This is a genomic window from Thioalkalivibrio sp. ARh3, from assembly GCF_000377265.1.
Lineage (GTDB): Bacteria > Pseudomonadota > Gammaproteobacteria > Ectothiorhodospirales > Ectothiorhodospiraceae > Thioalkalivibrio > Thioalkalivibrio thiocyanoxidans.
The window spans coordinates 1-15,352 of the sequence record NZ_KB897958.1 but is presented as its reverse complement, the minus strand read 5'-3'; the positions used below and the strand labels follow the sequence as shown (position 1 = coordinate 15,352).

At 66.1% G+C, this 15,352-nt stretch carries 14 protein-coding genes and 2 pseudogenes; 3 read left to right on the top strand and 13 right to left on the bottom strand.

The features are described from left to right. From C995_RS14365 to ffh, 13 genes and pseudogenes are all read right to left on the bottom strand, one after another. Window positions 1-316: pseudogene (locus tag C995_RS14365) on the bottom strand (energy transducer TonB); the annotation flags it as partial. Window positions 317-547: 231 nt separating this feature from the next. Beyond that, window positions 548-1,030: a peptidylprolyl isomerase gene (locus tag C995_RS0113345; RefSeq protein ID WP_018865413.1), complete on the bottom strand. Its 483-nt coding sequence runs from the start codon at window positions 1,028-1,030 to the stop codon at window positions 548-550. 114 nt (window positions 1,031-1,144) lie between these two features. After that, a complete protein-coding gene (htpG, locus tag C995_RS0113340; RefSeq protein ID WP_018865412.1) occupies window positions 1,145-3,067 on the bottom strand; it encodes a molecular chaperone HtpG in 1,923 nt (640 codons plus the stop codon). A 27-nt stretch (window positions 3,068-3,094) separates the two neighbouring features. Further along, a pseudogene (gene rlmJ, locus C995_RS0113335) lies at window positions 3,095-3,989 on the bottom strand (23S rRNA (adenine(2030)-N(6))-methyltransferase RlmJ); the annotation flags it as partial. A gap of 116 nt (window positions 3,990-4,105) precedes the next feature. Beyond that, entirely contained in the window at window positions 4,106-4,789 is a 684-nt protein-coding gene (gene soxX, locus C995_RS0113330) for a sulfur oxidation c-type cytochrome SoxX (protein ID WP_018865410.1), read from the bottom strand. 257 nt (window positions 4,790-5,046) lie between these two features. Further along, window positions 5,047-5,736 carry a sulfur oxidation c-type cytochrome SoxX gene (gene soxX, locus C995_RS0113325; protein ID WP_018865409.1) on the bottom strand — a complete coding sequence of 230 codons (690 nt, stop codon included), beginning with the start codon at window positions 5,734-5,736 and terminating at the stop codon, window positions 5,047-5,049. Window positions 5,737-5,763: 27 nt separating this feature from the next. Further along, complete coding sequence (soxA, locus tag C995_RS0113320; protein WP_018865408.1) at window positions 5,764-6,579, bottom strand: sulfur oxidation c-type cytochrome SoxA; 816 nt, start codon at window positions 6,577-6,579, stop codon at window positions 5,764-5,766. A gap of 370 nt (window positions 6,580-6,949) precedes the next feature. After that, a complete protein-coding gene (locus C995_RS0113310) occupies window positions 6,950-7,525 on the bottom strand; it encodes a methylated-DNA--[protein]-cysteine S-methyltransferase (RefSeq protein ID WP_018865407.1) in 576 nt (191 codons plus the stop codon). Next, on the bottom strand, window positions 7,525-7,890 hold the full coding sequence (gene rplS / locus C995_RS0113305) for a 50S ribosomal protein L19 (protein ID WP_018865406.1): 366 nt from the start codon (window positions 7,888-7,890) through the stop codon (window positions 7,525-7,527). The genes C995_RS0113310 and rplS overlap by 1 nt, the downstream gene beginning before the upstream one ends. A 9-nt stretch (window positions 7,891-7,899) precedes the next feature. After that, window positions 7,900-8,667: a tRNA (guanosine(37)-N1)-methyltransferase TrmD gene (trmD, locus tag C995_RS0113300; RefSeq protein ID WP_018865405.1), complete on the bottom strand. Its 768-nt coding sequence runs from the start codon at window positions 8,665-8,667 to the stop codon at window positions 7,900-7,902. A gap of 8 nt (window positions 8,668-8,675) precedes the next feature. Then, window positions 8,676-9,185 (bottom strand): ribosome maturation factor RimM, encoded by a 510-nt coding sequence (gene rimM, locus C995_RS0113295; protein WP_018865404.1) that lies wholly within the window; start codon window positions 9,183-9,185, stop codon window positions 8,676-8,678. A gap of 41 nt (window positions 9,186-9,226) precedes the next feature. Further along, a complete protein-coding gene (gene rpsP, locus C995_RS0113290) occupies window positions 9,227-9,484 on the bottom strand; it encodes a 30S ribosomal protein S16 (RefSeq protein WP_012981840.1) in 258 nt (85 codons plus the stop codon). Between the two features lie 102 nt (window positions 9,485-9,586). Further along, window positions 9,587-10,975 carry a signal recognition particle protein gene (gene ffh, locus C995_RS0113285; protein WP_018865403.1) on the bottom strand — a complete coding sequence of 463 codons (1,389 nt, stop codon included), beginning with the start codon at window positions 10,973-10,975 and terminating at the stop codon, window positions 9,587-9,589. Between the two features lie 164 nt (window positions 10,976-11,139). On the opposite strand from ffh, the gene C995_RS0113280 reads away from it, so the two are divergent. From C995_RS0113280 to radA, 3 genes are all read left to right on the top strand, one after another. Next, window positions 11,140-11,940 carry an inner membrane protein YpjD gene (locus C995_RS0113280; RefSeq protein ID WP_018865402.1) on the top strand — a complete coding sequence of 267 codons (801 nt, stop codon included), beginning with the start codon at window positions 11,140-11,142 and terminating at the stop codon, window positions 11,938-11,940. A 99-nt stretch (window positions 11,941-12,039) separates the two neighbouring features. After that, window positions 12,040-13,326 (top strand): HlyC/CorC family transporter, encoded by a 1,287-nt coding sequence (locus C995_RS0113275; RefSeq protein WP_018865401.1) that lies wholly within the window; start codon window positions 12,040-12,042, stop codon window positions 13,324-13,326. Next, a complete protein-coding gene (gene radA, locus C995_RS0113270) occupies window positions 13,326-14,672 on the top strand; it encodes a DNA repair protein RadA (protein WP_018865400.1) in 1,347 nt (448 codons plus the stop codon). The genes C995_RS0113275 and radA overlap by 1 nt, the downstream gene beginning before the upstream one ends. Window positions 14,673-15,352 lie beyond the last annotated feature (680 nt).

Genomic DNA, 15,352 nt, shown 5'->3' with positions numbered 1-15,352 from the left:
GCTCTGGTTCCGGCTCTGGTTCCGGCTCTGGTTCCGGCTCTGGTTCCGGCTCTGGTTCCGGCTCTGGTTCCGGCTCTGGTTCCGGCTCTGGTTCCCCCGAGTCTTCGGCGAGCATGCCCTCGGGCCGAATTCTGTCAAGGTCGACCCAGTGGGCCTGCAGGCCACCACCGGCCCCGGACTCCATCAGCTCGGGCTCTTCGTCGTCGCGCACGAGCCAGAGCCCCCCCAGCACCGCACCGTGCAGCGCAACACTGACGGCCAGGCCCAGCGCGAGGGGGCGCAGGCGGCTGGCGGGACCTTGACGGGGTGGTTTCATGAGAGGCATTGGCGCGATCCGAACACCGCATTATTCGGCGCCCGACGTCCGTCTGCCAGCACTCCGCTTTTCCGCCCGTCGTTCAGCACGGACGCCACACTATAGAGAATGCGAATGGTTTGCAACACCATTTACTAAGAACGGGAACGATGATGCGCGGACACAAAAAAGGCCCCGGAGTCCGGGGCCCTTGAGGGTCCGCCCTGCGCAGGGCGAGGCATGCGGACGCGCTCAGTGCTGGTGACCGCCGACGCCGTGGGCGTGGCCATGCTCCAGCTCCTCGGCGGAGGCCTCGCGCACCTCGACGACTTCGACGTCGAAGTTGAGGTTCTCGCCGGCCAGCGGGTGATTGCCGTCCACGGTCGCGGTCTCACCCTCGACCTTGGTCACGGTCACGGTCAGCGGGCCGTTCTGGGTCTGCGCCTGGAACTGCATGCCCGGCTGCACGGAATCCACGCCCTGGAACGCCTCCAGCGGGATCTCCTGCACCATGGCCTCGATCTTCTCGCCATAGCCCTCTTCCGGCGCCACCTTGGCCTGGACCTTGTCACCGGCGGCCTTGCCCTCGAGCTCGCGCTCGAGACCCGGCACCAACTGGCCATTCCCGTGCAGGTAGGCGAGCGGCTCGCGGCCCTCGGAGCTGTCGATGGTCTCGCCAGCATCGTTGGTCAGGGTGTAGTGGATGGACACCACGGCGTTTTGTGCAACTTGCATGGGCTTCGCCCTCTCGATTCATGAACCGCACAGGGTAACGCGCATGACCCCGTGACGTCAGGTCCACCCTTTTCCGGGGCGGTTTCCGGGGACTGAGCCTCGCCGGTGTCGGGCTCAGGCCTCTTGCAGCAGCAGGCGGTTCAGGCGCGAGACGAAACCGGATGGGTCCTCCAGCTGCCCGCCTTCCGCCAGCAGCGACTGGTCGAACAGCAGCGAAGCCAGATCCTTGAAGTCGTCCCCTTCGGCGGCGCGCAGACGCTCGACCAGCGGGTGCTTCGGGTTGATCTCGAGCACCGGCTTGCTGGAGAAGGTCTCCTGCCCGGCCTGCTTCAGCAGCTCCTGCAGATACAACGCCATCTCGTGCTCGCCGAGCACAATGCAGGCCGGCGAGTCGACCAGGCGCTTCGAGGCGCGCACGGAGTCGACGCGCTCGCCCAGCGCGGTCTGGATACGCTCCGGCAGGTCGCCCAGGTCCTGGTCGGCCTTCGCGCTGTCGTCCGCGGCATCCTCTGTCGCCGCCTCCTCGCCGATGATCTTGTCCAGATCGAGGTCACCCTTGGCGACATTCTTGATCGGCTTGCCATCGAACTCGCGCAGGTGCGACAGCAGCCACTCGTCGACCCGGTCGGACAGCAGCAGCACCTCGATACCGTGCTTGCGGAAGATCTCCAGGTGCGGGCTGTTGCGCGCCGCGCTGGCGTTGTCCGCGGTGATCACGTAGATCGCGTCCTGGCCGTCCTTCATCCGGCCGATGTAGTCGGCCAGCGAGACGTTCTGGGTGTCGTCGTCGTTGTGCGTGCTGGCGAAGCGCAGCAGGCCCGCGATCTGCTCGCGGTTGGCGTAGTCCTCGCCCGGACCCTCCTTCAGTACGCGGCCGAAGTTCTGCCAGATCTCGGCGTATTTCTCCGGCTCGTTCTTCGCAATGCCCTCCAGCAGGCCGAGGACCTTCTTGACCGATCCGGAGCGGATGGAGTCCACCAGGCGGTTGTCCTGGAGGATCTCGCGCGAGACGTTCAGGGGCAGATCGGCCGAGTCCACCACCCCGCGCACGAAGCGCAGGTAGCTGGGCAGCAGTTTCTCGGCGTCGTCCATGATGAACACGCGCTTCACGTACAGCTTGACGCCGTGGCGCGCGTCGCGGTCCCACAGGTCGAACGGGGCGCGCTTCGGGATGTAGAACAGCGTGGTGTACTCCTGGCGTCCCTCGACATGGTTGTGGGTCCAGGCAACAGGATCCTCGAAGTCGTGTGCGACGTGCTTGTAGAACTCGCGGTATTCGTCGTCGCTGATCTCGCTCTTCGGCCGGGTCCACAGGGCGCTGGCGCGGTTGACAGTCTCCCACTCGTCGGTGGGCTTGCCGTCGTCATCGGCCTTGCGCATGCGGATCGGGAACGCCACGTGGTCGGAGTAGCGGCTGATGATGTGACGCAGACGGAAGGGCTCGAGAAACTCGTCGGCATCCTCCTTGAGCGTCAGCGTGATCTCGGTCCCCGCCTCGGGGCGCTCGCAGTCAGCCAGGGTGTACTCGCCGTCGCCGCGCGACTCCCAGCGGGTACCGGCCTCCTCGGGGGTACCCGCGCGACGCGTCTCGAGGCGGACGTGGTCGGCCACGATGAACGAAGAGTAGAACCCCACGCCGAACTGGCCGATCAGCTGCGAGTCCTTCTTCTGGTCGCCGGTCAGCTTCTCGAGGAAGGCCCTGGTACCGGAGCGCGCAATGGTCCCGATGTGTTCGACGACCTCGTCGCGCGACATGCCGATGCCGTTGTCGCGCACGGTGACGGTCCGGGCCTCCTTGTCTACCTCGACGTCGATCGCCAGCTCGGCCGGCTGCGGGATCGCATCAGGCTGGGCCAGTGCCTCGAAGCGCAGCTTGTCGCAGGCGTCGGCACCGTTGGAGATCAGTTCGCGCAGGAAGATCTCGCGGTTGGAATACAGCGAGTGGATCATCAGCTGCAGCAGCTGACTGACCTCGGTCTCGAAGCGGCGAGTCTCGGTATGGCCCTCGGCGGCCGAAGCGGTCTGCGTGTCCGTCATGGTCCTGTATGTCCTCTCGTGCGCTTGAATGGGTTCGACAGGACTCGACGTGGGGTCACCCGCGCCGATTTCAAGGGCCCTGCTCCCCGTACACCCCGCCGTGGCACTCGGGGTCGAGGACCGCGTGCACCCGCCCGAGCACCGCGGACAAACGCCTTCCCAGGGGCTCGGGAGGCCGAAGGAGCAGGACACCGGAGCCGGCCATGCCGCGGCCACCTCCAGCTTCCGGGCGGATGTGAAGTTCGCTCACAAGCCACGGGACCTCCAGTGCGGAGGTCAGCTCGGCGCGCAGGGACTGGTCGGGCCGACCGGGAACCACTGGATACCAGATCGCGACAATGGCTGTGCGCCACCGGGCACGCAGGATCCGCGCGACCCGCGCCACCTCCGCGTACTCGCCTTGGCTCTCATAGGGCGGATCCAGCAACGCCAGGCCGCGCTCGAGCGGCGGAGGGGCCAGGGCGTGCACTGCCGTCAGGGCATCGTACGAGTGCACGCGGCAGCGCGCATCACGGTTCAACGTCGCCTGCAGCTCTGCCCGGACCGCAGCGCGCGGCTCGCTGGCGATCAGGGCATCCCGCTCTCGCAGGCTGGCCCGTATCAGTTCGGGTGACCCCGGGTAGTACCTTAACCGGGCCGGGTCCGGCGGCTCCGCCGCGACGGCACCGAGATAGCCCAGCAGGAGCGGGTCCGCCGCCATCTCCGAACGCGCCTCCCACAGGCGGCCAATTCCCTGCTGCCAGTCTCCGGTGGCCGAGGAACCCTCCCCGGTGAGGTCATAGCGGCCGGCGCCGGCGTACAGATCCAGCGCCACGAACGGCTGGGTGTTCTCCCGCAAGGCGTCGAGAAGCGTCCACAACACGAGATGTTTGTGCACATCGGCAAAGTTGCCGGCATGGCGCGCATGTTGATAGCAGCTCATACGGCTCTCGGAACTTGCCGAACCCTGTCTCCCCATACAAAAGAGCCACCGCGAGTACCCCGCGATGGCTCAAGGAGGGAAGGCCTTTACGACCCGCCCGCGACCGTGTGAACGGCTTACTGGTTGACCGGCGAATCAGGGTGCAGCAGATAGGCCATCACGTGGCTGATCTGTTCCTCCGTCAGGAAGTTGCGCCCGAATCGCGGCATGTGAGTGCAGGGGAAATACTGATGCGGGTTGTTGATCACCTCGTGCACATAGTTCAGCACCGACTCGTCGGTACCCCTCTCGCGCCCGTAGTTCGCGAGACTCGGCCCGATCGTGCCATAGGTGGTCTCCGCCGGGTCCATCTGGTGGCATGCATAGCAGTTCGCACCGGGCTCCCGCGTACCGTGGTCGTCGTTGTTATGCCCAACGCGATAGCCATAACCAGAGCGGGCGAGTTCCGCTCCACGCCGCCAGTCACCCAGCTCCACCCCTCCATCCGGCCGCTCGTACGACGCACGCGCCGCTGCGACTACCTGACCTGCAGTCTCGTTGTCGGGAGAACCTTCGAGCGAACAGAGGGCCTGGATCTCGTCCTGCTGCATCCGCTCTCGCCCGGTGCCACCTTCCTGGACTTCCTGGTCCAGACGGAAGCTGTCGCTCTCGAGCACCAGGTGCTCGGCGAGTTCCTCGGGGCTCATCTGGGTGATGTCGACCTCGCGGTCCGAGGCGTCCTGAAAGAACTGGTCGCAACCCGCCAGCGCGGCAGAAGCCGACACGACCACCGCGGCGGTCAGCATTTTCTTGTTGAACATCCCTGAGCCTCCCCTCACGTCCGTCACAACCGATGGCTTTTCCAGCCCGTGCCGCATCGTCCCGCGACCCATCGGTTCCCCTGTTCAGCCCATATTGCGGCCCGGCAGGCGGCTTCTGGCGCAAGCCAGACCCGACAAATACCCGACCACAGAAATTCGTAAGGAAGCGGGTTGCCACGCGTCATGCGTGACAACCCGTTTTGCTGCCATGCTGCACCGGTCCCATCCGGGACCGGGCAGCTGTCGTGCGAAACGACTTACCGGTTGTTAACCGGGGACTCCGGATCGAGCAGGTAGGCCATGATGTGGCTGATCTGCTCTTCGGTCAGCAGCCCCTGGAAGCGCGGCATTTCACCGCAGGGGAAGTACTGATGCGGGTTGGAGATCACCTGATGCACGTACTGACGGATCTCCTGGCTGTCGCCACGCTGCGCCCCGTAGTTCTCGAGGTTCGGGCCGATGGTGCCCTGCACCGAGACGCTCGAATCCATCACGTGGCAGTTGTAGCAGTTGCCACCCGGCTCGCGGGTACCGTGGTCATCGATATTGTGGCCGATGCGGTAGCCGTAGCCGGAATCCGCCAGCTCGGCACCCTTGCGCCAGTCACCCAGCTCGATATCGCCTTCCGGCGCTTCGTACTGCTCGCGCGCGAGCGCCACGACCTTGCCGGCGACCTCGCCATCCAGATCGTTGCGGGTGTTGTCGAACGAGCAGGCCTTCTGGATCTCGTCCTGGGTCATGCGGTCGGCCCAGGTACCGCCTTCCTGCATTTCCTGGTCACGCCAGCTGCCGGTCTCGAAGATGAGATGTTCGGCCAGCTCATCGGCGCTCATGGCCGTGATATCCACGTCATCCGCCTTGTTGCCGTCGGCGACGGCACAGCCGGCAGCCAGGGCGACGGATGCAAATGCGGCCACACCGGCCGCAACAGTGTTTTTATTAAACATACTTGATGTCTCCTATTGCGTCCGTAGTTACCGCTTCAGATCGGGCAGGATGGCCGGTTCGCCACGCGCCGCGTCATTCCAGTAGGAGATCAGCGCGGTGTTCACCGGGGTGTCCGGCAGGATACCGGCATGACGCATCTGCCAGAGGCAGCCACGGATACGGTGGTTCTGGCTGCGGACGTTATCCTGTCCCGCACGGTGGGCCGGCCAGGAGACCGCCTTGGTCCACTCCTGCGAGTTGCGCATCTCCGGCAGCACGGACGCGCGGATCTGCTTGCCAGACTGGCCGTGGCAGGACGCGCAGTTGAAGTCCATCGCGCCACCGCGGCGGAAGAACAGCACCTCGCCGGCGTCACGCATCGCCTGCTCTTCCGGATGATCCAGCGGGAGGTCCCACTCGTAGCCGGAGGACTGGTGCGCGATGTAGGTGGTCAGCCGCATGATGTCCGAGCCGGAACCATGGCGCTGCGAGACAGCGGAGTCATCTTCGGTGAAGCCCTGGATCTCCTTCATGCAGTGCACCAGGCGCTGCTCGAAGTCCATGACCTTGCCGACGTCGTCAAAGTAGCGCGGCAGGCGAACGTAGGCGCCTTCCAGGACACCCTCGCCCTTGCCGAAGTCGCAGGCCTCCAGCGAGACATTGTTCGGACCACGCTCCTTGTAGAACAGCTCTTCGCCGTCATCCAGCAGGTACAGGGCGGGGTTGTCCGGCATCATCATGATGTTCATTTCACTCTGATGCAGGTACTTCGAATCGGGCTGCGCCTCGAGCAGCTTCTGCAGAACGTCGTTCGGGTCCTGCCATTCTGCCTGGGCCGCGGTACCCGCAATCCCGACTGCCATTGCTACGGGCAACGCAAGCAATGCTTTCTTGAACATGGAAACCTCCATCACACGGTTTTTTCGATACGGTCCGTGGCCGGGGCGGCCCGGACCTGAGTAGCAGAGTGCTGAACCGGGGTCCGTGCTGTCAACACAAAAAGCTATATTAGCGTTTTCTAACAGTCTGTTTTTCAAGGATTCTCGGCGGCCAGCACCGTTTGGCAGACGCGGCATGCGGGAAATCTATTCCGTCGTGTGGTGGACTTTTTTGCGCATCGAGCAGGGACACCCGAAGCACGGCTGGCCCGGGGCGCGCGGCAAGTCATTGAACAACTGGAGGGTAGCGCACCGAATGGCGGGGCAGGGGGCGCAGCAAAGAAACAAGGCGATCCTAGTCGAACTGTAGGACGCCTTCGTGAACGAGCAAAGCCCGCTTCACCTCGGCCAGCGGGCCGTCCTGGTCGCCCGCGTAGCCGCCAATGTCGCGCGCACCCCTGTAGCGCGCGGACACGACACGATGGCAGGGAATGAACAGGGGCCAGGGGTTGGCCCGACAGGCCTGCCCCACGGCACGCGGGGCCGACCCGATCTCGGCGGCGATCTGCGCATAGGTACGCACCTCGCCTACCGGGATCGCCGAGAGTGCCGCCCAGACGCGGCGGGCATGTTCGGTGCCCGGAGGAACCGCCGACGTTGCCCGCCATTGCATGGGGTCGCTTGCGTAGTCGGCGGGATCGAAGGCGGGCGGGCAACGATCGGCTGCCGGAATATCCCGCAACGGCGCGAGGTCGGATTCGTCGCCGGGACGCTGCCAGCCGCAGGCCAGCAGATCACCCTGCCCGGACTCCAGCCACACAAAAGCCAGCGCGACTCCCGGCAGGAGGCAGCGCTGGCTTCGCAAGGCCGATTCGGCCGACAACGGAAAACCGGGCGGGCGCGAGCGGAGCTGCGCGGCCACCCGGGTCATCAGGCGCCGTTCCGGTTCGCCTTGATGTCTTCCTTGATACGCGCGGCCTTGCCGGTACGATCGCGCAGATAGTACAGCTTGGCCCGACGCACCTTGCCGCGCCGCTTCACCTTGATCTCGGCAATCTGCGGGCTGTGGGTCTGGAAGGTCCGCTCCACACCATTGCCGTAGGAGACCTTGCGCAGCGTAAACGCCGAGTTGAGGCCACGGCTGCGCTTGCCGATCACCACACCCTCGAAGGCCTGCAGGCGTTCACGCTCGCCTTCACGCACCTTCACCTGCACCACCAGGGTGTCGCCCGGGCCAAAGTCCGGCACGTCGGACTTCATCTGTTCGGCTTCCAGTTCCTGAATCACGCTGTTCATCGTTCGACCTCAATCATCGCTTTCGGTGTGCGGACCGCCTTTCCGGCGTTCCACACGGTATTCGTCCAACAGGGCCAGATCTTCGACCCCGAGCTCTTCACGCGCCAGAAGATCCGGCCGCCGCTCCCAGGTGCGCCCCAGCGCTTCGCGCCGTCGCCAGCGCCGGATCGCGCCATGGTCGCCACCCAGCAGCACCGATGGCACCGCGCGCCCCGCCGCGACCTCCGGCCGCGTGTAGTGCGGGCAGTCGAGCAGGCCCTCGCTGAACGAGTCCTGCCCGGCGGAATCCGCGTGCCCGAGCACACCCGGGAGCAGGCGCGCACAGGCATCGATCACCACCATCGCGCCCAGCTCGCCACCGGACAGGACATAGTCGCCCAGCGACCATTCCTCGTCGACCTGCGCCTCGATGAAGCGCTCGTCGATGCCCTCGTAGCGGCCGCACACCAGCGCCACCCGCGGCTTCCTGACCAGCTCTCGCAGCATGGCCTGCCGGATCGGCCGCCCCTGCGGGGTCAGGGCAATCACATGCAAGGGTGCCGTGGCATCGGCCCGCGCCGCCTCCAGCGCGGACGCCAGCGGCCCATACTGCATGACCATGCCGGGGCCGCCACCGTAGGGACGATCATCCACCGCCTGGTGGAAACCGGCACCCCAGTCACGCGGGTTCCAGGTCTCCAGCACGAGTCGGCCCTGCTGCACCGCCCGCCCGGTCACCCCGGATTCGCCCACCGCCGCCACCAGCTCCGGAAACAGCGTGACGATATCGAAGCGCATCGTCCGCCTCAGAATTCCGGATCCCAGTCGACCCGCAACCGCCGGGCCTCCAGGTCCACATCCAGAATGTACTGGCCCCGTACCCACGGGATCAGGCGTTCACGCTCGCCGCGCACGACCAGCACATCATTGGCGCCGGTCTCCATGAATCCGGAGATGCGCCCGAGTGCGGTCCCGTCCTGGTGCTCGACCTCCATGCCCAGCAGGTCGGCCCAGTAGTACTCGCCGTCCTCGGCGGGCGGGAGCCAGTCGCGCTCGATCGCAAGCTCGGCGCCCATCAGGCCGTAGGCCGCCTCGCGATCCGCGGTCTCGGCAAATTTCATCACGACGCCGGGCCCGTGGGCCCGGCCCGCTTCGACCTCCGCCAGCCGCCAGTCGGCGCCGGAACGCAACCACAACCGGGGGAAGTCGGCAATCGCGGCGCGCGGCTCGGTCTCGGAAAAGATCCGGACCCAGCCCTTCACGCCGTACACCCCGGAGACGCGCCCGACGCGGATGCGTTCACCCGCCTCGCTCATCACCGGGGTTCGGACTACGCGTAATCAGCGAGCCAACGGCCTCAGGCCGCGGCTTGCTGCTTGCGGTAGCCCTTGACCAGATGGTTCACGCGCTCGGACATGCCGGCGCCGTGACCCAGCCAGTAGTCCACGCGCTCCAGATCGATGCGCAGCGGCTCTTCCTGACCGCGGGCGACCGGGTTGAAGAAACCGATCTGTTCCTTGTAACCGCTGTCCCGACGCTTGCGCGAATCGGTGACGACGATCGAGTAGAACGGGCGCTTCTTGGCGCCGCGGCGTAGCAGGCGAATCGTAACCATATGTTGTGTAGAACCCCGTTTGAGTCCGTTTTCTCGAGAAAACGCGCGATTATAACGAATCCCGCCGCCAGCACAAGGTGCCGGGGCGGGGCCGGCCTCTGGCTAGCGGAACGGCATGCCCCCGCCGGGGCCGCCCATTCCCCCCATACCGCCGAGCTTTCCACCCAGGGCGCGCATCATCTTCGACGCGCCACCCTTGGAGAATTTCTTCATTGCCTTGCTCATCTGCGCGTGCTGCTTGAGCAGGCGATTCACGTCCTGGATCTGGGTGCCGGAGCCGGCGGCGATCCGGCGCTTGCGCGACCCCTTGATAACGTCCGGGTGGCGCCGCTCGTGTTCGGTCATCGACGAGATCACCGCCATCATGCGACCGATCTCCTTGTCGTTGGCCTGGTTCTTCACCCCGTCGGGCAGCTTGCCGCCCCCGGGGAGCTTTTCCAGCATCGAGCTGATCCCGCCCATCTTCTGCATCTGGCCGAGCTGCTCGCGCAGGTCGTTCAGGTCGAAGCCGCGCCCCTTCTTCAGCTTGCGCGTGAGCTTGGCCGCCTTGTCCTGGTCGACCTGACGGCTGGCCTCCTCGACCAGCGACAGGACATCGCCCTTGCCGAGGATGCGCGAGGCAATGCGTTCGGGATGGAACGGCTCCAGCGCATCCGGGCGCTCGCCCATGCCGATGAACTTGATCGGAACCCCGGTGATCTGGCGCACCGACAGCGCGGCACCGCCACGGGCGTCCCCGTCGGCCTTGGTGAGCACCACACCGGTCAGCGGCAGGGCCTCGCCGAAGGCGCGCGCGGTGTTCGCCGCGTCCTGGCCGGTCATGGAATCGACCACGAACAGGGTCTCGATCGGGTCGATCGCCTGGTGCAGGGCCTTCACCTCGGCCATCATGTCTTCGTCGACATGCAGCCGGCCGGCGGTGTCCACCAGCAGCACCTCGACACCCTCGCGCCGCGCCCGAGTGACCGCTTCCTCGGCGATGGCCTCGGGCTTCTGGCTGGTGTCGCTGGGATAGAAGGTGACACCGACCTGCCCGGCCAGCGTTTCCAGCTGCTGGATCGCGGCAGGCCGGTAGACGTCGCAGCTCACCACGGCGACTTTTTTCTTCTCGCGCTCACGCAACAGGCGCGCGAGCTTGCCGATACTGGTGGTCTTGCCCGCGCCCTGCAGACCGGCCACCAGCACCACGGCTGGCGGCTGCACGGCGAGATCCAGCGAGGCATTTTCCCCGCCCATGGTCGCGACCAGCTCGTCGTGGACGACCTTGATCAGGGCCTGCCCCGGGGTGAGGCTCCCGACGACCTCCTTGCCCAGCGCCTTTTCCTTGACGTCCTTGATGAACTCGCGCACGACAGGCAGGGCCACGTCGGCCTCCAGCAGCGCCATGCGCACCTCGCGCAGGGCATCCTGGATATTGTCCTCGGTGAGCCGCGCCTGACCCTTCAGGCGCTTCATCGTCTCCTGCAGGCGGCTGGAAAGGCCGTCGAACATCGTCTGTCCTCGTCTCGATCGGGCCCCGGCCATCGCCGGGAAAGACCGGACAGTATAGCGGCCCCGCCCATCCGCCTGCACGTCCCCGCCAGCATTACGGGATTGCCGGCACAGGACATCCCCGAATGTGCATTCAGACGCACGAGCGGGGATAATCGCCCCCCATGACCACCGTCGCCGGATTGCTTGCCGTAGCCCTGTATCTCGCCACCACGGGGTACCTCATTGTCGCCACCCGCAGCCAGCCCCTGGCCGCCGGACAGCCGCGCGCGCCCCTGGTGCTGTGGCTGACCGCCCTGGTTGTGCATCTGGCCGCGCTGATCCCGCTGGTGGTAACCGAGGCCGGTCTGAACCTGTGCCTGGGCAATGCCCTGTCCGCCTCGCTATGGCTGGTGGCGGCCCTGCTCTGGCTGACCGCCCTGCGCCACCCGCTGGCGGTACTGGGTGTGGTGATCCTGCCGCTCACCGCACTGGCCGCGCTGGGCGCGCTGCTGTGCGAAGACGGCACTCGCTACGCGACCTCCGCCGGGATCGATGTACACATCCTGTTCTCGGCACTCGGCTGGGCCTTCCTCGCGCTCTCGACGGCCCAGGCTGCGGTGATGGCTACGCAACACCGTGCGCTGCACAACCACCACACCTCCGGGATCGTGCGCTTCCTGCCACCACTATTCTCGATGGAGATCTGGCTGTTCCGCATGATCTTCATCGGCTGGCTGTTCCTCGGACTCAGTCTGCTCTCGGGCTTCGTCTTCGTGGATGACCTGTTCGCGCAGCACCTGGTGCACAAGACCATCCTGTCCTTGCTGGCCTGGGGGATCTTCTCCATCCTGCTACTTGGCCGCTGGCGCCTCGGCTGGCGCGGGACACGCGCCCTCGCATGGACCACAGGCGGCTTCGTAGTGCTGGTGCTGGCCTATTTCGGCTCCAAGCTCGTGCTGGAGGTCATCCTCGGGCGGATCTGAAGCCGCGGAGAGGGCTTGACACCCCTGCAACGCTTGCCTGAAATGAACCAGACGCCCACCACGGCGCGACCACCCCATCCCTGACCCGCAGGCCGCCTCTTGCAAGAGATCCCGCTCTCCTTCCTGTTCGGCGCCCTGATCGTACTGTTCCTGCTGTCGGCGTTCTTCTCCGGCTCGGAGACCGCACTGATGGCGCTCAACCGCTATCGCATGCGCCACCGTGCCCAGACCGGACATCGAACGGCCGCGATCGCTGCACGCCTCCTGGAGCGCCCGGACCGCCTCATCGGGCTGATCCTGCTGGGCAACAATTTCGTCAACATCCTGATTGCCCAGATCGCCACCTTTATCGGCTGGCGTCTGTTCGGGGACACCGGGGTCGCCATCGCCACCGGTGTACTCACCCTGACCCTGCTGATCTTTGCCGAGACCGCGCCCAAGACCCTGGCGGCACTGCACAGCGAACGTGTCGCCTACCCGGCAGCCTGGGTCTATGCCGGCCTGCTGAAGGTGCTGTGGCCTGTGGTCTGGATGATCAACGTCCTCGCCAACGGTGTGCTGCGACTGTTCGGGGTGCATATGACGCCCGGCCAGCGCTCGGCCCTGAATACCGACGAGCTGCGCAGCGTGGTCTCCGAGGCAGGCGCCCTGATCCCGGCCAACCACCAGCGCATGCTGCTGAACCTGCTGGAGCTTGAACGCACCACGGTCGAGGACATCATGATCCCGCGCAACGAGATCGTGGTGCTGGACCTGAACGAGCCCTGGAACGAAGTCCTCGAGCAACTGGTGCATGGCAGCTTCACGCGCCTGCCAGTCGTCGAGGGCGAGCTGGACCACATTGTCGGATTCCTGCACCGACGCGATGCCCTGCCCCTGATCGAGCGCGACGAGTTTGGTCCCGATGATCTGCGCCAGATCCTGAGCCCGCCCTACTTCATCCCAGAAGGCACCGCGCTGAATCGTCAGCTAATCAACTTCCAGCAGCAGAAAAAGCGTATCGGCCTGGTGGTGGACGAGTACGGCGATATCGAAGGCCTGATCACCCTGGAGGACCTGCTGGAAGAGATCGTCGGCGAGTTCACCACCGACTCCCCGGCCATGAGCGACGACGTGCTGCGCCAGGACGATGGCTCGGCGATGGTCGATGGCGGCATCCACCTGCGCGAGCTCAACCGCTCGCTGGGCCTGGAGCTCCCGGTGGACGGCCCCAAGACCCTGAGCGGGCTGATCGTCGAATACCTCGAGAGTATCCCCGAGGCGCCGGTCAGCGTACGCATCAACGGCGTGGTGATGGACATCGTGCAGATCAAGAACAACACCATCCGCACCGTGCGCGTGGTCGCCCCCGACCTGCCCGCCACACCGGACGACAAGGAAGCCTGATGGCGAAGGCGAAGACCCAGCACGTATGCCGGGAATGCGGCGCGGTGAGCCCCAAGTGGGCGGGCCAGTGCGGCGACTGCGGCGCCTGGAACACCCTGGAGGAGGCCGTGCCGGCCACCCCGTCCGGACCGCGCGGCGGCTACGCGGGCGAGGTCGCCGGCATTACCCGGCTGGGCGAGGTGGAGGCCGGCGAAGTCCCACGGACCGGCACCGGCCTGTCGGAGCTGGACCGTGCCCTGGGCGGCGGACTGGTACACGGTTCGGTCGTGCTGCTGGGTGGCGACCCGGGTATCGGCAAGTCCACCCTGCTGCTGCAGACCCTGGCCATGCTGCCCGTCGACGACACGCTCTACGTGACCGGCGAGGAATCCGCCCAGCAGATCAGCATGCGCGCGCGGCGCCTGGGGCTCGCGGTCGACGGGCTGCGCCTGCTGACCGAGACCCAGGTGGAAAACGTGATCGCCACCTGCGAACGCGAACGCCCGCGCGTGCTGGTGATCGACTCCATCCAGACGCTGTACACCGCCGCACTGCAGTCCGCCCCCGGCTCGGTCGGGCAGGTGCGCGAGAGTGCCGCCGCCCTGGTGCGCCTGGCCAAGCAGCGCGGCATCACCGTGATCCTGGTGGGCCACGTGACCAAGGACGGCCAACTGGCCGGACCGCGCGTGCTCGAGCACATGGTCGACACGGTGCTGTATTTCGAAGGCGACCCGGACGGGCGCTACCGCATGCTGCGCGCGGTGAAGAACCGCTTCGGCGCGGTCAACGAGCTGGGCGTGTTCGCGATGCTGGAAAACGGCCTGAAGGCCGTATCCAATCCTTCCGCCATCTTCCTGTCCCGGCATCAGGGCCCAGTGCCCGGCTCCGTGGTCATGGTCACCCGTGAGGGCACCCGGCCACTGCTGGTGGAGGTGCAGGCCCTGGTCTCCGAGAGTCATGCCCCGCAACCGCGGCGCATCACCGTGGGGCTGGAGCAGAACCGCCTGACCATGCTGCTGGCCGTACTGCACCGCCACGGCGGCGTGGCGCTGTTCGACCAGGATGTATTCATCAACGTGGTCGGCGGCGTGCGCGTAACCGAGACCGCGGCCGACCTGCCGATGCTCGCCGCCGCGCTGTCGAGCTTTCGCGACCGACCGCTGCCGCAGGAGATGCTGGCCTTTGGCGAGGTCGGGCTGGCCGGCGAAATCCGCCCGGTGCCGAACGGCGAGGAGCGCCTGCGCGAAGCGGCCAAGCACGGCTATACCCGAGCGATTGCACCGGCGGCCAATGCGCCGCGCAAGCCCATCAAGGGCATGGAAGTCGTCGCGGTCTCGCGCCTCTCCGAAGTCCTCGACGCCCTTTAGCGCCCGGCCCCGCCGCCTCTTGTGGCAAGGCACCGTTCGTCATCCGGTGTTTACGTGCCTTCGGTCCACATACTGCCGTGCGCTCACTCGCGAGGTACTTTCTTGCTTGCCCAAGAAAGTACCCGTCGAGGCGCACCCGGATTCCGCCCGGGAACCTTGCTCCAGGGCCCTCGGGCCGGCGGCGCTGAAACTCGCTGCGCTACGCTCCGCTCAGACAGTCAGCGCCTCTCCTCCGTCCCGAGAACCCTTCCGCAAGGGGCTTCATACGGGGGGATGAAGGTCAAAACAAAAGTATCCCCACGCCTGCAGCAAACTCCAGCGCCGTAGGGTGCGTTGAGCGCAGCGAAACGCACCATGCCGACGTCGGGGCAACCCTGATGCGATTCGCTGCGCTCATCCGCATCCTTGTGTCTTGCGGTTCACGGATCGCTACCATGGACCGCACCGGACTCGGGGTAACCCGATCGCATCCTGAGGTCACGAACCTGTGCCGTAGATGGGCCCCCGAGTCCTTTTTCATCTCGAAGTTTGAACGGTATCCAAGCTCCCCGTGAAGGGCGGGTGAAGCTGTACGGACAAGGTGAGAGGACGAGATGGCTCATATTGGCATTGATGTCAGCAAGAACAAGCTCGACTGCATGTGGGTCCGGGATCTGGAGGCGGGCAAGGTCAAGCCGAAG